Here is a 17,945-nt window from a genome sequence, read left to right on the forward strand (position 1 = left end):
CTTAACGTTGGCTCAAGATCTGTTGTTCATAATGACGGACATCGCCTAACCAGCTGGCATCAGCCGGGACGTCATGGCGCAGGCACCACGCTTCCCAGACCGCCTGCCATGGCAGTGATTTTTGCTCTTCCAGCAGGGTAAGCCGCGCGGTGTAATCGCCACTGTTCTCGGCCTGGCGTAAGCGGTCGGTTGGCTCCAGCAAGGCACGCAGCAGCGCTTTTTTGGTGTTACGGGTGCCAATAACCCAGGCGGCAATCCGGTTAATTGAGGCGTCGAAGAAGTCGAGGCCAATGTGCACTTTGTCGAACAGCTGATGACGGACGATCTCACTGGCGATAGCCTGGGTTTCATCATCCAGCAGCACAACATGGTCGCTGTCCCAGCGCACCGGACGGCTGACGTGCAGCAGCAGGCGCGGCACATAGAGCATGGCGGCGGAAATTTTGTCGGAGATCACCTCGGTTGGATGGAAATGCCCTGCATCCAGGCAAAGCGCCGTCTGGCGACTGGCGGCATAGCCGAGATAAAACTCGTTAGAGCCTACGGTGAAGCTCTCAGCGCCTATGCCAAACAGCTTGCTCTCAACCGCATCAATATGATGCTGCGGATTGAGTTTTTCTGAGATGACTTCATCCAGCGCACTCATCAGGCGCTCACGCGGGGCCAGCCGATCCACAGTGATATCTTTCATACCGTCCGGCACCCAGATATTCATCACTGAGGGGGTGCCAAGCTGCTCACCAAATGAGGCAGAGATGCGGCGACTCGCTTTGCAGTGGTCGATCCAGAACTGACGGACGGTTTTATCACTGTGCGACAGCGTAAAGCCGTCCGCGCTTTTTGGATGCGAGAAGCAGCTTGGGTTAAAATCGAGGCCCAGCTTATTCTCTTTGGCCCAGGCGACCCAGTTGGTGAAATGGGCAGGTTCAATGGCATCCCGGTCCACCGGCTTGTCGCTTTCAAGGTAGATAGCGTGCAGGTTCAGACGTTTCGCGCCAGGAATCAGCGACATAGCCTTGTCGATATCACTGCGTAGTTCACTGGCATTCCGTGCTCGTCCCGGGTAGTTGCCGGTCGCCTGAATGCCGCCGGTCAGTGCGCCCTGTGGGTTCTCGAATCCCCGGACATCATCACCCTGCCAGCAGTGCATGGAGACCGGAATGCGGTCCAGCTGGCGGATGGCCTGTTCAACATCAACCCCATTGTCAGCGTAGCGTTGTTTAGCCAGTTCAAAAGCCTGTTCAATCTGCTTAGTCATATGCGGGTTCCTTAGCGGGTTGACTCAGCGTCGCGAAGCGTGCCTGACTGGCACTGAAGACGCTATGTGTTTGCGGTTCGAATTTTTCGAGTGGGAAGTTGTTAATGACGCTGCAGCGGAAATCAGCCACATCGGTCAGTTCGCCCAGGGCAATCAGCTGGCAACCAACGTTACCCAGCGTGGAGGCTTCAACCGGGCCTGCCAGTACCGGGATCTGACAAGCATCGGCGCAGAGCTGATTAAGAAAGCGGTTCTGGCTGCCGCCTCCCACCACGTGCAACTGGCTGAAAGGCTTGCCGCGCAACTGAGCCAGCTCCTGAATGACTTCACGGTAGAGCAGCGCCAGGCTGTCAAAGATGCAGCGAGCCAGCGCAGCGGCAGATTGCGGCACCGGCATGCCCTGCTCTGCGCAGGCGTTCTGAATCTCATTAACCATGCTGTCCGGATTGATAAAGCGCGTATCATTGGGACTGATGAGTGAAACACAGGCGGGCTGACGGGCTGTCTCTTCAATCAGCATGCTGAGATCGTCAATCTGCAGTTCGCTGCAGATACGCTGCAACAGCCACAGCCCCATGATGTTTTTCAGTACGCGATACCCCTCAGCGCCGCCTTCGTTAGTGATGTTGGCGCGCAGTGCCGTATCGCAGGCATAGGGCTGCAGACTTTCGAAGCCCATCAGCGACCAGGTTCCTGAACTGAGATAAGCGGCGTCGTCCTGCATCAGCGGCGTTGCAAGAACTGCGCTGGCCGTGTCGTGAGTGGCGACGGCGATCACCGGAACCGCCGTGCCTGCGCGATTGATCCAGTGACCGACGATATTGCCGGGTGCCTGCGGCTGACCGAACCACCGCGCGTCAACGCCCGCCCAGGCGAGCAAATCGCGATCCCACTCACCGCTGTGAATATTGAGCATTTGCGTGGTGGTCGCGTTGGTGTATTCCCAGTTGAGATTACCGGTCAGGCGATAATGCAGGTAGTCAGGTATCATCAGCGCATGCGCCACGCGGGCCTGCCAGTCGGGCTGCTGCTGATGCAGAGCGCGCATCTGGTAGAGTGTATTGAACGGCAGAAACTGAATGCCGGTTCGGGCATAAATGGCGCTGCGGCTCAGCTCATGCTGTGCCTGCTCCATCAGGCCGTGCGTGCGCGCATCACGATAGCTGACCGCTTCACCCACCGGCTCACCCTCTGCATCCAGCAGCACCATATCAACACCCCAGGTGTCGATGCCGATACTGTCAGGGACGACGCCCTCATCATCTAACTGAGCCAGCCCGGCGCGTATCTCCTGCTCCAGCATAGCCAGATCCCAGCAGTCATAACCGGCACGACGCTGGCGCTTGTTTTTAAAGCGCCGGACCTCACGCAGTGCCAGCTGGCGCTGCGCGGCATCCCAGCTGGCGAGCATGACCCGTCCGCTGGATGCGCCGAGATCGATAGCAACAATGTTTCTCCTGGTCATGGCGACTTTTCCCTGTGATTAAGTGGTCACAGAGTAAAAATCTTGCCTGGTTGTCACCTTCCCCAGAATGCCAACAGGCGTTAGTAGCTGGCAGATGGGCAAAGAACTTCGTGAGGGAGATCACAGAGATGGCAGCAGAGGCGATGTGACCCCTGCCGCAAATCTGTTAACTGCCGGGGATTTCTTGAAAAATCAGCATGATTCCTGCTGAGTCCAGCTGAAAATTCAAGGTAAGGTAACGGCGTCCTGATTAGACTGCGTTACGGTTTTGTTAAGCAGCGAGAGACGACGATGACCATATTGCACAGTGCAGATTTTTTTCCCGAAGGCGATTACGCGATAGCGATTGAACCCCGCATACCGCAGGCAGCTTTTCCGGAACATCATCATGATTTTCATGAAATTGTACTGGTGGAGCAAGGCTCCGGCATTCATGTGTTTAATGGTCAGCCGCAGACGCTGTGTGCAGGCTGTGTCTGCTTTGTGCGCGATCACGATCGTCATCTCTATGAGCAGACCGAAAATCTTTGCCTGACAAATGTGCTTTATCGCAGTCCCGGCGCGTTTCGCTTTCTCTCCGGGCTGCAGGCCTTGTTGCCCTGCGATCAGGACGGGCAATACACCTCTCACTGGCGTATCAATCACAAAGTGATGGCGCAGGCGCTGAGTGTGACAGCGAAGATGCAGCAGGATGATACCTGGTCGCTGGAGAAACAGGCGCACCAGGAACAGCTCTTTTTGCAGCTGCTGGTGTTGCTGCGGGAAGCCTGTATTGACGGGCAGAGTCAGGATCAGGAAGCACGGTTGCATCGCCTGCTCGACTGGCTTAGCGACCATTACAGTGACGAGATTGTCTGGGAGGAACTGGCTGATCGCTTCTCCCTGTCACTGCGAACCCTGCATCGGCAGATGAAGCAGCAAACCGGCAGTACGCCGCAGCGCTATCTGAACCGTTTGCGGCTGTTACAGGCTCGTCATCTGCTGCGTCACAGTGATATGCGAATTACCGATATCGCCTTCCAGTGTGGATTTGGTGACAGTAACCATTTCTCAACCCTGTTCAGGCGCGAATTTGGCTGCGCACCGCGAGCGGAGCGCCAGCAGATGTTGTAAAGGAGCAACGTATGGCATTGATACTCAGTCGGGATGACTATTTTCCCGCTACCAGTTTACCGGTGGCGGTTGCCGAAAGGATGCCCCAACCCTCCTTTCCGCCCCATCAACACGAGTTCAGTGAAATCGTGATTGTCTGGCGCGGTAACGGCCTGCATGTCCTCAACGATCGTCCCTGGCTGATAACCTGCGGCGATGTTTTTTATATCCGCGACAGTGACTGCCATAGCTACGATAGCGTCAACAATCTGGTGCTGGATAATATCCTCTACTGCCGTGACCGCTTTGGCCTTGGCCTTGACTGGAATCAGCTGCTGCCTCAAAAGGGACCGGACACGCCCGGCTGCTGGCGTCTGACCACGCGCGGCATGTCCCTGGCCCGTGGCGTTATCAGCCAGCTGGAGCGTGAAAGCCGCAAAAGCGATCCGCTGTCAGTACAGCTCTCTGAGGCACTGTTTTTACAGCTGGCATTGATTCTGCGCCGCCATGGCTACGCCGCCGATCGTCCCTGGGCATTGCCGGAGGGTGAACAGCTCGATCTGCTGATGTCAGCCTTACAGGGTGCCCTTGCACGTCCCTTTGATCTGGCGGCATTTTGTCAGCAGAATCAGCTCAGCGAGCGGGCGCTGCGGCAGCTTTTTCGTCAGCAGACCGGGATGACCATTGGGCATTACCTGCGCCAGTTGCAGCTCTGCCAGGCAAAATATCTGCTGCGCACCCAGGATTGCCTGATTAGTGAGGTTGCCGCCCGCTGCGGCTTTGATGACAGTAACTATTTCTCGGTGGTCTTCACCCGTGATACCGGTTTAACGCCCAGCGCCTGGCGTCAGCGATTTATTGCGCTACGGCAGGTTTTGAAAAGTACCGAGTCTGACTAAAAAGGGCCTGTGTTGGAGGCCCATTCAACACCCTTCCGGCAAGCAATTTAGCGCACTAAAATTCCCCCAATGAATTATTAGCAGCAATGATTATGCTAAAAAGCGCAGGGAACACGGCCAGAAGAGGAAAGCGTCCCGCGACAGGACGTCGCGGGCCGAGCAGGCCATTGATGGCGGCTTTTGCGTCTTTCCGATCTGACCGTGTTCCCTGAGCGGGCACGATCTGACCGCCATTCTGCTAACTCTAAGGGCCTTCTTTATAAAGACACTGTCTTTTTATTCGCATTCAGGCCGCCATACCCAGCCCGACGATGTTAGCGGCAATGATGATCACCACACAGCCGATCGATAACACGCTTACCGGGCGACGCCCTGCTGACTTCCACTCTTTCATCAGCAGGCCTACCAGCCCACCACACAGGACGTAAAGGCTCATGTGCAGCATCCAGCTGACATAGTCATACTGCGCCGGGATGCGGGCATGTCCCCAGGCGTAAAAGAAGAATTGCAGATACCACATGGTGCCGCCAAGCACCGCAAAAGCGGTATTGGCAATCAGCAGCGACTTTCCGACAGAAAAGTCTTTACGTACCGACAGCTCAGGCCGGGTGGCCAGCCGCCAGAAACAGAAGGCCAGATTCACCAGTGCCCCGCCGCCCATGATGATGACGTAGCTGGGTAAAGCCACATAGAGCGGATCGATGCCCAGATTAGCGGCGGCCTGATGCATCGGTTTCGCCGCATCCATCGCAAAGGACATACCCGCTGAGAAAATGCCGCACATCACCGCCAGCAGCAATCCTTTTCTGAGGTTAAACTCTTCGGCGTTTATCCCCAGCGCCCGCTCCTTCAATAGCCCGGCACGCGTCACTATCCCAACGCCAATCAGCGCCACCAGCACGCCCAGCAGGGTTAACCGGCCCCCTGCCGAAGCAAACAGTTCGCCAAAACGGCCCTGCAAGAGTGGCGTCATCAGCGTGCCAACCACCAGGGTAATGCCAATCGCGATACCGATCCCCATCGACATGCCAAGGTAACGCATGGTCAGGCCGTAGTTAATATTGCCTATGCCCCACATCGCGCCAAAGAGAAAAACCGGCGTCAGCTGCGACAGTGTAAAACTGCTGTAATAGGCCCTGAAGTCTGGCAATAAAATGGCACTGACCGCCCACGGCAGGATAAGCCACGACATCAGGCCGCCAATTGACCACATGGTTTCCCATGACCATCTTTTCACCTGTTTAAAAGGCGCGTAAAAACATGCGGCGCTGGCAGCACCGACAAAATGCCAGAAGATACCTGCAATAATGGCGCTGTTCATTGTTATTCCCCGGTTAGGTTGAGGCCTGTCGGAAACCTGTCAGCTTCCGTTCAGCAGGCAGTCTACGTTTTGCAGGAATTCCTCAGCCTTTGGATAAATGCCGGAAGCCGCAGCGGAGTGGCAATATTTACCCGTTATTAACGTTAAGGATCACAATTTCACAGTTGTCAGATAACCGGACAATGAATAAGGTAAGCATCTTATTATTCTGACTTTTTTATCGTTTTGCTGTGTGGCGCAGCACACTTTTAAACTGACTGCCATTTAAACTGGTATGGTGGCAAAAGGGCAAAGAAGCCTTCTTTACCGCAGACAAGGTCGTATAAACTGGGGCAAATTGATGGGAACAGGGATTGGAATGACAACGAAGTGGTTAACACTGTTTCTTTCGCAGTCAGTCAGCCGGGTGATGCTGGATGATCTCCGGGCGATACTACCTGCAGATGCGATAAAGGTGTTTGTGAATGGTCTGGATGAAACACACTATGCCACCATTGAGTGTGTGCAGGCGGAGCAACATTGCGCCCTGATCGCCTCAGCGATTGTGGTGTGGCGTCAGCTCGGCCATGTGCACCATATTATTTATAAAAAAGGCGAGGTACTGCGTGAGGAGAACGAGGCAACGCAGTTCCAGCTTTTCACCCTGCTGAAAACCCACCGCGCAGTCCTCCAGATCTCATGATAAGATCGCGCTCCCTGAAATCGCTGTTTGCAGCAGGTTGAATATGAGAATTGGAATTCTGTTTCCGATCGCCATCATCGTGGCGGGCGTGGGCTTTCTGGCGTGGTTTATTAGCAGCGGCCTGGCGATGCCAGGCTCCTGACCGTTAGCGCAGCTGACTGTCTTTACTGCCACGACGGTTATATAAGCTGCTAGTCTGCTGCTGTTTATCGATTTTTTCCTGACACGCCACGCAGTAATGCACTCCTTTAAGTGCCTGACGGCGCGCTTCAGGAATCGGTTCGCCGCAGAGTTCACATTCAGTGGCACTTTCGCCCTGCCCGAGCGATTGTCTGACCCGCTCAATCCCGTCGTTAACGGTGCTATCAATCTGTTCCTGTACTGCGCCGTCTCCTGCCCATCCGCTTGCCATTATTTAACCCCTTTTTCACGATTTCACTCCTTTAAATCTACAACAGATTGACGTTTTTGCCGCAGAACTCACCGATATCTGTGATTGGCTGCCAGCCGGACGCGCAAGCTGGCAATAAGCTAAAGGTCACGCTTAGCGATCTGTTTCACCCTGCTATCACATTACTGCAACGTATCGATAGCGGAGAGCCAAGCGAATGACAACACATCATCAACATTACATTAATGGCGAGTTTGTCGCCCATCAGGGTGACCAGTGGATTGAAGTCATCAATCCGGCCACTGAAGCGTTGCTGTCACGCATTCCGCAGGGCAGCCGTCAGGATGCCAGCCTTGCGATCAATGCCGCCGAAGCCGCTCAGCCGGCATGGGAAGCGTTGCCTGCGGTTGAACGCGGCGTCTGGCTGCACAAAATCGCCAGCGCCATCCGCGACCGCGAGCCTGAACTGACGGCGACCATCGTGGCGGAAGGCGGAAAAACCCAGGGCCTGGCGAAGACTGAAGTGCTGTTCACCGCCGACTACCTCGATTACATGGCGGAGTGGGCACGGCGTTATGAAGGCGAGATCATCAACAGTGACCGTCCCAACGAAAACATCTTCCTGTTTAAAAAAGCGATTGGCGTCACCACCGGGATTTTACCGTGGAACTTTCCCTTTTTCCTGATCGCCCGCAAAGCAGCGCCTGCCCTGATCACCGGCAACACGATTGTGATTAAACCCAGCGAGCTGACGCCCAACAATGCCGCACTGTTTGCCGGGATTATCCAGACGCTGGGTCTGCCAGCTGGCGTCATTAACATTGTCTATGGTCTGGGACCGGAAGTGGGACAGGAACTGGCGGCCAATCCAAAGGTCGGGCTGGTGAGTCTGACGGGCAGCGTCGGGGCAGGTATCGCCACCATGGAAGCCGCGGCTAAAAATGTGACCAAAGTGTCGCTGGAACTGGGCGGCAAAGCGCCCGCTATCGTGATGGAGGATGCCGATCTGGATCTGGCGGTGCGATCCATTATCAGCTCACGCGTGATCAACAGCGGCCAGGTCTGTAACTGCGTGGAGCGCGTCTATGTGCAGGAAGGCATTTATGATCGGTTTATCAGCGCACTGACTACCGCGTTTCAGCAGGTGACGTTTGGCGATCCCGCCGAACGCAGTGATATCGATATGGGACCGCTGATTAATGCCGCCGCACGGGATCGGGTCGAGCAGAAAGTGGCCGATGCCATTGCTGCAGGTGCAAAATTAATTCTGGGCGGCAGGCGCGCCGGAGAGAGAGGCTTCTTCTTCCAGCCTACGCTGCTGACCGATGTGCGTCAGAATATGGCGATTATGCAGGAGGAGATTTTTGGCCCTGTGCTGCCGGTGATGACCTTTAAAACGCTGGATGAGGCGATTACCCTGGCTAACGATTGCGAGTATGGACTGACTTCCTCAATTTATACCCGGAATCTCAATACCACGATGATCGCGCTGCGCAAACTGAAGTTTGGCGAAACCTATGTGAACCGTGAGAACTTTGAAGCGATGCAGGGCTTTCACGCCGGATGGCGCAAGTCGGGTGTCGGCGGGGCCGATGGAAAACATGGTCTGGAGGAGTATCTGCAGACCCATGTTGCCTATCTGCAGTTCAGTTAAAAGCAGGTCGGTTTAACGGCCCGTTGAGATTGATAACGCAGGCTGGTTCGTTTCGTGGTTGAGATCGCGCCTGCGCAGGAAACAGGGTCAGATCGGAAAGTCGCAAAATCCGCCATCCATGGCATGCTCGTCCCGCGTCGTCCCTGACGCGGGACGCTTTCCTTCTCTGACCCCGTCCCCTGCACTTTGCGCTTTTTTATTGCTGCCAGAGCCTGATGTGACTATGCCAGCTGCCTGAAAAGGCCAATCAACGGGCCTGATTTGCTATGCCACCCGCTTACTGCAACGCAGCAGCGCGATACCGCTCAGCACTGCCACTGCCATCAGGTAGTAGCCTGGTGCCAGACTGCTGCCGGTGGCGGCAATCAGCATGCTGCAAATCAGCGGGGCAAACCCGCCGAATACTGTTACGGCCACGTTGTAACTGATCGCCATCCCGCTGGCACGGGTAGTCGCCGGGAAGAGATCCGCCATTACCGACGGCACCGTCGAGAAGTAGATCGACTTCAGCAGCGCCATCCAGGCCACCAGCAGGATCAGCGTGGTGGGCGTGGTGTGATCGACCATCCATTTAAACGCGGGATAGATAGTGACCACCAGCAACAGCAGCGATCCCCACATCAGCGGCAACCGCCCAATCCGCTCCGCCCACAATCCCATGATGGGCGTCACCACCGTCAGGATGATCCCCGCTATCAGCGTAGCGGTGAAGGCGACCGATCCCGGCAGGTGCAGCGTTTTAGTGGCGTAGGTCGGGATGTAGTTGAGCATGTAGTTGACCGCGGTCGAAATTACCATCACGCCAATCGCCAGCGTGATCAGCGCTTTCTGCCGCCCGAACAGGGTTTTCAGCGGTGCGGCTTCCTTTTCCTGCGAGGCAAAGCTGGCGGGTTCCTGCACATGACGGCGGATGTAGATCCCCAGCGGCCCAATCAGCAAGCCGAAAGCAAACGGGATGCGCCAGCCCCACGCCTGAATCTCACTTTCGCTCAGCCACTGTGTCAGCCCCAGTCCGAAAGCCGATGCCATCAGCGTACTGGCACCCTGGGTGGCGAACTGCCAGCTGGCGATGAACGCTTTGCGCTCGGGAAAATGCTCCACCAGAAAGGCGGTCGAACTGCCAAACTCACCGCCGGCAGAAAAGCCCTGTATCAGCCGCGCCAGAATAATCAGCAGCGGCGCAGCCAGACCGATAGTGGCGTAACCCGGCATAAACGTAATGATCGCCCCGCCCAGCATCATCAGATTAATCGACAGCAGCAGCGCCTTTTTGCGGCCATGCCGGTCGGCATAGTTGCCCAGGACGATGGCTCCCAGCGGACGGATCAGAAAGGAGATACCGAAACTGCCAAAGGTCAGCAGCAGCGACACCGACGGATCGCTGACCGGAAAGAAAACGTGGGCGATGTAGCTGGCGAAAAAGCCATAAACCGCGATGTCGAACCATTCCAGCGCGTTACCGATGCAGGTGGCGAACAGCGTTTTATGCAGGCTCGGTTTTACCTGCGGGGCACTTTGCGCGATGCTGCTCATTGTTCACCTCTCCGCCACTGATGGTGGCGCGTCATCAGCTGTTCGCCCTCTTCGCCCAGTTGCCAGAACAGCCGGGTCATAATCGCCAGGCCTTCGCGTGCAATTGAGGTGAGCATATGTTCGTTAACGCCATGCTGGCCGCAGGCGGGATAAGAATGTGGCACCCATAGCGTCGGCAGGCCCAGGATATCGGCGAAGACCTCATTGGGCAGTGAACCGCCGAGATTAGGCAGCAGCGCCGGTTTTTTGCCGCTGCTGCGGGCCAGCGTATCCAGCGCCCAGTCCACCAGCGGATCCTGCGGATCAAGCCGCGTCGCCGGTGAGCCGCGCAGAAACTCCACGCTGACGTTATCGAAGCCGTGCTGATGCAGGTGACGTTCGACATGCTCCACCAGATTTTCCCAGTCGGTGCCGACCACAAAACGCAGCTGACACACCGCCGTAGCGCTGCCCGGAATGGCGTTCATGGGTCGTGTCGGATTACCGGTTTCAAAGGCCAGCACCTCCAGGGTGTTCCAGCCGTAAAGGCGTTCGGCAGGCGTCAGGCCAGGCTCGCCCCAGCCGTCTGCAAGTGCGGGATCGCCTGGCATGCCGCCCACATCAATATCACTGAGGATGGCGCGCACGGCGTCGGTCAGGGAGTCTGGTTTCAGCGCGGCAACCTGTAATACGCCCTGCGCATTCACCAGGCAGGCGATCGCACTGGCCAGTTGAGTACCAGGGTTGCTCAGCAGTCCGCCCCAGTTACCGGAGTGGTAGGCGTTGTCACGCGCCTGAATAGTCAGACGAAAGTTCGCCGCACCACGTGAACCCAGAAACAGTGTTGGCCGCAGCGCATTAAGGCGTGGGCCATCCGAGGCGATAAAAAGATCGGCCTTTAACAGCGCCGACTGCTGCTGGCAGATCTCAGCCAGCCCTGGCGAGCTGATCTCTTCGCCCATTTCGAACAGGATTTTGCAGTTGAAGCCCAACACGCCGCCGCGTGCCTGCCACACCTGCTCCAGCGCCGCGAGATTCACGCAGTGCTGGCCTTTGTTATCCGCGCTGCCTCGTCCATACAGGCGATCGCCTTCGGCTGTGAGTTGCCACGGCGATAACCCTTCGCGCCAGTTTTCATCGTCACCAAACACTACATCGCCGTGGCCATAGCAGAGCAGCGTGGGTTTAGACGGATCTTCGATACGGGTGGCGATCAGAAACGGCGGGCTGCCGGGCTGCGGATTGTCAAACGGATGTAGCGTGAATCCCATCGCCGCCAGCTGCGGACCAATTTCCTGCTGCAGATAGTGGTCCAGCTCTGTGCGTCTGCTGGCGTGCTGGCTTTCGGTCACACAGGCGACGCGCCGTGCCAGCAGTTGCTGAAACTCACCGCTATCGAAATAGTGCATCGCCTGGTCAACTGCCTGTTGCTCTGTCATGTTTGCCCTGTCTGTTATTTTTATCGTGCTTTATCTTTGACAAACTTCTCCCTTTGCCACAATTATCAATTTATCGAGTGGCCTTTGCTTTTAAAGCAACGCATTGCTGCCCTTTTATGATGCGTTTTGTTGGAGTGACCATGTTAAGCAGCGAAATCCGTTATTTCCTGGCGGTCGTTGAGAGCGGTTCGCTGAGTGCCGCCAGTGAGAAACTGTTTGTGGCGGTGTCGGCGATCAGCCGTCAGATTCAGCGGCTGGAAGCGCAGGTTGGTGTGCCGCTGTTTGAACGGCATGCACGCGGCATGGTGCTGAATGAGGCGGGAGAAATTTTTGCGCATCACGTGCGTAAAAGTCAGCTTGATATGGAATATGCGCTGGCGGAGATTAAGGGCCTGAAAGCGGTACGCCGCAGCCTGATCCGTATCGCCTGCACGGATGGCATGGCGTTCAGTCTGCTGCCTGGCCTGCTGGCGGCGTTTCGACTGGCGAATCCCGGCGCACTGTTTGCGATTAACGTGACGCATTCGCAGGGCGTGGCGGAATGCGTCAGGGCGGGCGAATGCGATGTGGCGCTGCAGTTCAGTCTGCAGCCTGAGCGCAGCGTTGAGGTGCTCGGCTCGTGGCCTGCCCCGGTGTTACTGGCGATGCATCAGTCACATCCGCTGGCGTCACGCGAGGTGACGCTGGGCGATTTGCATCGCTGGCCGCTGGCGCTGCCGGGCCATCACACGACCGTGCGGCAGCTGTTTGATCTCTCCTGTCAGATGAATGACTGCGTGGTTGAACCGGTATTGACCTGCGACTATTTCGCCACTCTCTATCACTTTTTGCTGCATACGCCACAGGCGGTGACCATCTGCAGCGCATTTACTCTTTTGTTTGAGCGCGAGTCCCAGAATCTGGTGTTGCGATCGCTGGGGGTAGATCAACTGAGTCAGCGGACGTTGCAGCTTCAGACGGTGTCGGGTCGTCAGCGCAACGCAGCACTGACGTTGTTTCTGGCGTTTTTGCAGCAGCGGCTGACGGAGATGGATCAGCAGGTGAGGATGGGATAAGGGTTACCGGATTTTGGGTAAACTGCACAGGCCCAATACGTATGGGCCTGTTCAGGAAGGTATTACTGCTTAATATCAACCTGATAGAAGATATGCTTGCCGAACGGATCGACCTGATAGCCGCTGACCGATTTGCGCACCGGCTCGAAGATGGTGGAGTGCGCAATCATCACGGCAGGCATCTGGTCATGCATCATCTGCTGCGCCTGCAGATAGAGCGCGGTACGTTTGCCCTGATCCGGCTCGGCGCGGGCTTCGGTGATTAACTTCTCGAAAGGCTGGTAGCACCATTTTGAGGAGTTAGAACCGCCCTGCGCAGAGGTGCAGCTGTAAAGCGGGCCAAAAAAGTTGTCAGGATCGCCGGTCGCGGTGGTCCAGCCCATCAGCGCCGCCTGATGCTCGCCGCTGCGCACACGTTTCAGGTATTCGCCCCACTCATAGCTGACGATACTGGCTTTGATGCCGACTTTGGCCCAGTCCGACTGAATCATCTCCGCCATGCGGCGTGCATTCGGATTGTAAGGCCGCTGGACCGGCATCGCCCAGAGCGCAATTTCGGTGCCCGGTTTGACGCCTGCCTGCTGCAGCAGCGCTTTGGCCTGCTCCGGGTCGTAGTCGTAATCTTTCAGATCTTTGTCCGCACTCCAGACGCCCGGCGGCAGGATATTTTTCGCGACCGTGCCGGTACCTTTAAATATCGCCTCGATGATTGCCGGTTTGTTGATCGCCATCGCCAGCGCCTGCCGCACTTTAACGTTGTCGGTTGGCGCTTTGGTGGTGTTGAACGCCAGGAAGCCGGTGTTCAGGCCCGCCTTCTGTTCCAGGGTGATATCCGGGTTGGCGCGCATCTTGTCGAGATCGGCGGGGTTCGGGAATGGCATCACCTGACACTCGTTCTTCTCCAGCTTGGCGTAACGCACGGAAGCATCCGGCGTAATGCTGAACACCAGACGATCCAGCTTCGCCTTGCCCTGCCAGTAGTCCGGGAAGGCCTTGTAGAGGATGCGGGAATCTTTCTGGTACTGCACCAGCTCAAACGGGCCGGTGCCAATCGGGTTCATATCGACCTTCTCCGGCGTCCCCGCTTTCAGCATGGCGTCTGCGTATTCAGCCGAGTGAATCGAGGCGAAATACCAGGCGAGGTCGGCAAGGAACGGCGCTTCCGGATGGGCGAGCGTAAAGCGCACGGTATGGTCATCCACCCGATCGATGCTTTTGATTAGCGTGGAAAGCTCGAGGCTTTCAAAGTTGGAATAGGTGCCGCCAGAGACATTATGGTAGGGATTTTTGGGGTCCATCTGGCGCATAAACGAGAAGATCACATCATCGGCATTGAAGTCGCGGCTGGGTCTGAACTGTTTGTTGCTCTGGAACTTCACGTTTTTGCGCAGATGGAAGGTGTAGACGGTGCCATCCGGGCTGATCTCCCAGCGTTCTGCCAGGCTGGGCACCAGATCGGTGGTGCCGGGCGTGAAGTCCACCAGCCGGTTAAACACCGGCACGGCACTGGCGTCGACACTGGTTCCCGAGGTATAGAGCTGAGGGTTAAAATTTTCTGGCGATCCCTCAGAACAGTAGACCAGCGTTTTGGCGTTAACGCTGCCAGCCAGCGCTATCCCAGCAGTAACAAGCGCTAAGGTGGCTATCTTGATTTTCATTATCATCCTCGCTTTGTATTGACTTCCGGTGATCACAATATCTAAATGAATCATTCAGATGCTTCATTGATAGCACGATTCGGCACCATAGCGAACCCCGCCCATGGCTGACTAATAAGGAATAGTGATGACAGACAAACTTGAGTCGCAACTCACCGAACGTTTTTTTCGTTACCTCGCCGTCAGCAGTCAGAGCGATGCCAAATCCACGACTCTGCCGAGTACGCCGAGCCAGCACGCCATGGCGGAACTGCTGGCGGACGAGCTGCGGGCGCTGGGGCTGGACGAGGTGGTGATTGATGACCATGCTACGGTGACGGCGGTGAAACGGGGCAACCGTCCAGACGCTCCGCGCATCGGGTTTATCACGCACATTGATACCGTTGACGTGGGCTTGTCGCCCGATATCCACCCGCAGATCCTCACCTGGCAGGGTGACGATCTCTGTCTGAATACAGAGCAGGATATCTGGCTGCGCCGCGATGAGCATCCGGAGATCGCGCCCTACGTCGGCCAGCAGGTGATCTTCAGCGACGGCACCAGCGTGCTGGGCGCAGACAATAAAGCGGCGGTCACCGTGGTGATGACGCTGATGGCGAACCTCAAAGGCGATCATGGCGATATCGTGGTGGCGTTTGTACCAGACGAAGAGATTGGCCTGCGCGGGGCGAAAGCGCTGGATCTGGACACGCGGTTTAATGTCGATTTTGCCTGGACCATCGACTGCTGCGAACTGGGCGAAGTGGTTTACGAGAACTTTAATGGAGCCGCGGCTGAGATTGTGTTTACCGGCGTTCCGGCACATCCGATGTCGGGCAAAGGCGTGCTGGTCAATCCGCTGCTGATGGCCCATGACTACATCAGTCTGTTTGATCGTCAGCAGACACCGGAGCACACAGAAGGTCGTGAAGGCTATATCTGGTTTAATGAGATTCAGGCCAACGCCAGCAAGGCGACGCTAAAGGCCTCTATTCGTGATTTTGATTTGGCCAGCTTCGCGGCGCGTAAGCAGCAGTTGCAGCAGGCGGTAGAGGAACTGGCGGCGCGCTATCCCACAGGCGAAGTGAGCATCACGATCAGCGATATCTACAGCAATATCAGCAATGCACTGGGTGAGGATCGCCGGGCAATAGATCTGATCTTCAGCGCCTTTGCCGCGCTGGAGATTGAGCCGAAAGTGATTCCGATGCGGGGTGGCACGGACGGTGCCGCGCTGTCAGCCAAAGGCCTGCTGACGCCGAACTTCTTTACCGGCGCGCATAACTTCCATTCACGCTTCGAGTTTCTGCCAGTCTCATCGTTTGTGAAGTCCTATAAGGTGGCAGAAAAGCTCTGTTATCTGGCTGCGGGTTAAGCGGAGAAATCGGGCGCAGAACGCGCCCGATTGCTGTTATGGCTTCGCGCTGACATCAATACCCGGGAAGTATTTTTCAGCCAGCTTTTTGAGGGTGCCATCGCCCTGCACTTTGGCGATTGCCGCGTCCAGTGACTGCTTCAGCGGCGCGTCATCTTTACGCAGGCCGTAGCCGATTCCTGAACCCAGAATCGCATCATCTTCGACGGGCTTGCCCACAAAACCAAATCCTTTGCCCTGCGGCTTATCGAGGAAGCCCGACTGACCGGCAGCGGACATCACCAGCGTGCCATCAAGGCGGCCCGCGACCATGTCGTTATAAACCTGGTTCTGATCCTGATACGACGTCACCGTTACGCCCTGGGTCTCCCAGTGCTTCTTCGCATAGGTTTCCTGAATCGATCCCTGCAACACACCGATGTTTTTGCCCTTCAGACCTTCGGCGGTCGGTGCCAGATTTTCACCCTTTTTCGCCACTAACATGGTCGGAATACGGTAGATCGGCTGCGTAAACGCGATGCTTTTGGCGCGCGCTTCGGTGATATTCATCGCCGAGTTAATGGCGTCGAACTTTTTCGCCTGCAGTGCCGGGATCAGCGCATCAAAGCTGCTCTCAACCCAGTGGCAGCTTAAGTTGCCTGCCTTACAGATGGCATTGCCCAGCTCAATATCAAAGCCTTCCAGCTCACCCTTAGCGTTGCGGCTTTCAAACGGCGGATATTGTGACTCCACGCCGTAACGTAAATCCTGAGCCAGTGCCTGTACCGTTGTCATCATGCCCAGAGCGAGAAAAAGCGCGTTCAGTTTTTTCATTATCTATTTACCCCGAAAAGTCCTGGTTACCTGTTCCCCGTACTGAATCACGCTCGCGTGATTCAGTGAGAAAAAGCACAAAGCGCAGCCGCGCCAGCCTTTAGTGTCGCCTCGTCTTTCGCAAAAGAGAGACGAATCAGTTTGTTGTCTGTGCCATCCATATAAAACGCCGACAGCGGTATGGTTGCCACACCGTGATCGACGATAAGACGTTTTACCATCTCACTGTCCGGTTCGTCACTGAAATGTCCATAGCTGGCGAGCATAAAGAACGAACCGGCGCTCGGCAGCAGCCGGAACGGCGAGTTCTGCATCAGGTCGATTAGCCGATCGCGCTTCTGCTGATAGAAAGCGTTAAGTGACAGGTAGTTCTGCGGCGTCTGCAGATAGTGTGCGAATCCCACCTGCATCGGCGTGTCGGCGGCGTACATCATAAACTGATGCACTTTCACCAGCTCGGTCATCAGCTCCGCCGGTGCCAGACAGTAGCCTACCCGCCAGCCGGTGACGTGGAAGGTTTTACCAAATGAGGAGACGATGACGCTACGTGCGGCCAGCTCCGGGTGCGTCGCCATGCCGCAGTGCGGGCGACCATCAAACAGAATATGTTCATAAACCTCATCGGAGAGCACCACGATGTCGGTGTTGCGGATCAACGCGGCCAGCTGGTTGAGGTCATCGGGCGTCAGCACCTGCGCACTGGGATTATGTGGCGTGTTAATGATAATCATCCTGGTGCGTGGCGTGATCGCTGCCCGCAGCTGATCCCAGTCGATAGCAAACGACGGCACCTGCAGCTTCAGGCCTATCGGCGTTCCGCCCTGCAACCGCACCACGGGCGCGTAGCTGTCAAATGCCGGCTCAAAGAAGATCACCTCATCGCCCTGATGAACCAGCGCGGTAATCGCCATATAGAGTCCCTGGCTGGCGCTGCCGGTGATTAACACTTCACTCGCGGCATCATATGTCTGTCCATAAAGCGTCTGCACTTTGCTGGCGAGCGCCTCGCGCAAGGCGGGCAGTCCCATCATGGCAGCATACTGATTATGCCCCTCCTGCATCGCACGACTGACGGAATCGACCAGCGCCGGATCACAGGGGAAACTGGGCGCGCCCTGCGACAGGTTAATCGCCTGATGCTGTGCCGAAAGCTGGCCGATGACGCTAAAGATAGTGGTGCCGACGTCCGGCAATTTTGAGTGAACAGCGACTGGCGTTTTCAGGGACATATGTTCTCCGTCAGGTGCATAACTGGTCAGATGCGATACATCGTTATTCAACGGGCTGCGACTTGAGTCGGCAAGCGAAATGTCGTCATAATAACCATGACAAAATTGCATAGCTGAGGTCCA

At 56.4% G+C, this 17,945-nt stretch carries 16 protein-coding genes; 7 read left to right on the forward strand and 9 right to left on the reverse strand.

The features are described 5' to 3' along the window. Position 1 precedes the first annotated feature (1 nt). Together BY447_RS01415 and rhaB are read right to left on the reverse strand one after the other, a co-directional pair. Positions 2–1,258 (reverse strand): L-rhamnose isomerase, encoded by a 1,257-nt coding sequence (locus BY447_RS01415; protein WP_110330315.1) that lies wholly within the window; start codon positions 1,256–1,258, stop codon positions 2–4. Then, complete coding sequence (rhaB, locus tag BY447_RS01420; RefSeq protein ID WP_110330316.1) at positions 1,251–2,723, reverse strand: rhamnulokinase; 1,473 nt, start codon at positions 2,721–2,723, stop codon at positions 1,251–1,253. The genes BY447_RS01415 and rhaB overlap by 8 nt, the downstream gene beginning before the upstream one ends. Before the next feature lie 291 nt (positions 2,724–3,014). Here rhaB and rhaS point away from each other — a divergent pair, with 291 nt between their 5' ends. Continuing rightward, positions 3,015–3,836 carry an HTH-type transcriptional activator RhaS gene (gene rhaS, locus BY447_RS01425; RefSeq protein ID WP_033783160.1) on the forward strand — a complete coding sequence of 274 codons (822 nt, stop codon included), beginning with the start codon at positions 3,015–3,017 and terminating at the stop codon, positions 3,834–3,836. 11 nt (positions 3,837–3,847) lie between these two features. Then, positions 3,848–4,714, forward strand: a complete 867-nt coding sequence (rhaR, locus tag BY447_RS01430; RefSeq protein WP_110330317.1) for an HTH-type transcriptional activator RhaR — start codon at positions 3,848–3,850, stop codon at positions 4,712–4,714. A 286-nt stretch (positions 4,715–5,000) separates the two neighbouring features. Here rhaR and rhaT read toward each other — a convergent pair whose 3' ends face one another. Then, complete coding sequence (gene rhaT / locus BY447_RS01435) at positions 5,001–6,035, reverse strand: L-rhamnose/proton symporter RhaT (RefSeq protein ID WP_095707163.1); 1,035 nt, start codon at positions 6,033–6,035, stop codon at positions 5,001–5,003. 358 nt (positions 6,036–6,393) lie between these two features. Between rhaT and BY447_RS01440 the strand changes: the two genes are divergently transcribed. Both BY447_RS01440 and BY447_RS23145 read left to right on the forward strand, forming a co-directional pair. Further along, on the forward strand, positions 6,394–6,717 hold the full coding sequence (locus BY447_RS01440) for a hypothetical protein (RefSeq protein WP_013357928.1): 324 nt from the start codon (positions 6,394–6,396) through the stop codon (positions 6,715–6,717). A gap of 43 nt (positions 6,718–6,760) precedes the next feature. Beyond that, the gene (locus BY447_RS23145) at positions 6,761–6,859 is read left to right on the forward strand and encodes a YoaK family small membrane protein (protein ID WP_146210980.1); all 99 of its coding nucleotides are present in this window, start codon (positions 6,761–6,763) and stop codon (positions 6,857–6,859) included. 3 nt (positions 6,860–6,862) lie between these two features. On the opposite strand, the gene BY447_RS01445 is transcribed toward BY447_RS23145, so the two are convergent. Further along, positions 6,863–7,129, reverse strand: a complete 267-nt coding sequence (locus BY447_RS01445) for a DksA/TraR family C4-type zinc finger protein (RefSeq protein WP_013357929.1) — start codon at positions 7,127–7,129, stop codon at positions 6,863–6,865. A gap of 196 nt (positions 7,130–7,325) precedes the next feature. On the opposite strand from BY447_RS01445, the gene aldA reads away from it, so the two are divergent. Beyond that, positions 7,326–8,762 (forward strand): aldehyde dehydrogenase, encoded by a 1,437-nt coding sequence (gene aldA, locus BY447_RS01450; protein WP_110330318.1) that lies wholly within the window; start codon positions 7,326–7,328, stop codon positions 8,760–8,762. A 264-nt stretch (positions 8,763–9,026) separates the two neighbouring features. Here the strand turns inward: aldA and BY447_RS01455 are convergent, their stop codons facing one another. After that, complete coding sequence (locus tag BY447_RS01455) at positions 9,027–10,295, reverse strand: MFS transporter (protein ID WP_110330319.1); 1,269 nt, start codon at positions 10,293–10,295, stop codon at positions 9,027–9,029. Then, complete coding sequence (locus BY447_RS01460) at positions 10,292–11,713, reverse strand: M20 family metallopeptidase (protein WP_110330320.1); 1,422 nt, start codon at positions 11,711–11,713, stop codon at positions 10,292–10,294. Before BY447_RS01460 ends, BY447_RS01455 begins: the two co-directional genes overlap by 4 nt. Positions 11,714–11,853: 140 nt before the next feature. Here BY447_RS01460 and BY447_RS01465 point away from each other — a divergent pair, with 140 nt between their 5' ends. Beyond that, the gene (locus BY447_RS01465; RefSeq protein ID WP_110331896.1) at positions 11,854–12,768 is read left to right on the forward strand and encodes a LysR family transcriptional regulator; all 915 of its coding nucleotides are present in this window, start codon (positions 11,854–11,856) and stop codon (positions 12,766–12,768) included. Positions 12,769–12,830: 62 nt separating this feature from the next. On the opposite strand, the gene BY447_RS01470 is transcribed toward BY447_RS01465, so the two are convergent. Continuing rightward, a complete protein-coding gene (locus tag BY447_RS01470; protein WP_013357935.1) occupies positions 12,831–14,426 on the reverse strand; it encodes an ABC transporter substrate-binding protein in 1,596 nt (531 codons plus the stop codon). Between the two features lie 127 nt (positions 14,427–14,553). Here BY447_RS01470 and pepT point away from each other — a divergent pair, with 127 nt between their 5' ends. Next, positions 14,554–15,780 carry a peptidase T gene (pepT, locus tag BY447_RS01475; RefSeq protein WP_110330321.1) on the forward strand — a complete coding sequence of 409 codons (1,227 nt, stop codon included), beginning with the start codon at positions 14,554–14,556 and terminating at the stop codon, positions 15,778–15,780. A 36-nt stretch (positions 15,781–15,816) separates the two neighbouring features. On the opposite strand, the gene BY447_RS01480 is transcribed toward pepT, so the two are convergent. Next, complete coding sequence (locus BY447_RS01480) at positions 15,817–16,593, reverse strand: transporter substrate-binding domain-containing protein (RefSeq protein WP_110330322.1); 777 nt, start codon at positions 16,591–16,593, stop codon at positions 15,817–15,819. A gap of 62 nt (positions 16,594–16,655) precedes the next feature. Further along, positions 16,656–17,822 (reverse strand): methionine aminotransferase, encoded by a 1,167-nt coding sequence (locus tag BY447_RS01485; RefSeq protein WP_110330323.1) that lies wholly within the window; start codon positions 17,820–17,822, stop codon positions 16,656–16,658. Between the last annotated feature and the right edge of the window lie 123 nt (positions 17,823–17,945).

Source organism: Pantoea sp. JKS000250 (genome assembly GCF_003201065.1).
Lineage (GTDB): Bacteria > Pseudomonadota > Gammaproteobacteria > Enterobacterales > Enterobacteriaceae > Pantoea > Pantoea vagans.

Bases quoted from the DNA above. Each gene is read 5' to 3' on its own strand.
- BY447_RS01460 (WP_110330320.1), bottom strand. From the start codon at position 11,713: ATGACAGAGCAACAGGCAGTTGACCAGGCGATGCACTATTTCGATAGC.
- pepT (WP_110330321.1), top strand. From the start codon at position 14,554: ATGACAGACAAACTTGAGTCGCAACTCACCGAACGTTTTTTTCGTTAC.
- BY447_RS01440 (WP_013357928.1), top strand. From the start codon at position 6,394: ATGACAACGAAGTGGTTAACACTGTTTCTTTCGCAGTCAGTCAGCCGG.
- BY447_RS23145 (WP_146210980.1), top strand. From the start codon at position 6,761: ATGAGAATTGGAATTCTGTTTCCGATCGCCATCATCGTGGCGGGCGTG.
- BY447_RS01455 (WP_110330319.1), bottom strand. From the start codon at position 10,295: ATGAGCAGCATCGCGCAAAGTGCCCCGCAGGTAAAACCGAGCCTGCAT.
- rhaS (WP_033783160.1), top strand. From the start codon at position 3,015: ATGACCATATTGCACAGTGCAGATTTTTTTCCCGAAGGCGATTACGCG.
- BY447_RS01470 (WP_013357935.1), bottom strand. From the start codon at position 14,426: ATGAAAATCAAGATAGCCACCTTAGCGCTTGTTACTGCTGGGATAGCG.
- rhaB (WP_110330316.1), bottom strand. From the start codon at position 2,723: ATGACCAGGAGAAACATTGTTGCTATCGATCTCGGCGCATCCAGCGGA.
- aldA (WP_110330318.1), top strand. From the start codon at position 7,326: ATGACAACACATCATCAACATTACATTAATGGCGAGTTTGTCGCCCAT.
- BY447_RS01485 (WP_110330323.1), bottom strand. From the start codon at position 17,822: ATGTCCCTGAAAACGCCAGTCGCTGTTCACTCAAAATTGCCGGACGTC.
- BY447_RS01445 (WP_013357929.1), bottom strand. From the start codon at position 7,129: ATGGCAAGCGGATGGGCAGGAGACGGCGCAGTACAGGAACAGATTGAT.
- rhaT (WP_095707163.1), bottom strand. From the start codon at position 6,035: ATGAACAGCGCCATTATTGCAGGTATCTTCTGGCATTTTGTCGGTGCT.
- BY447_RS01480 (WP_110330322.1), bottom strand. From the start codon at position 16,593: ATGAAAAAACTGAACGCGCTTTTTCTCGCTCTGGGCATGATGACAACG.
- rhaR (WP_110330317.1), top strand. From the start codon at position 3,848: ATGGCATTGATACTCAGTCGGGATGACTATTTTCCCGCTACCAGTTTA.
- BY447_RS01465 (WP_110331896.1), top strand. From the start codon at position 11,854: ATGTTAAGCAGCGAAATCCGTTATTTCCTGGCGGTCGTTGAGAGCGGT.
- BY447_RS01415 (WP_110330315.1), bottom strand. From the start codon at position 1,258: ATGACTAAGCAGATTGAACAGGCTTTTGAACTGGCTAAACAACGCTAC.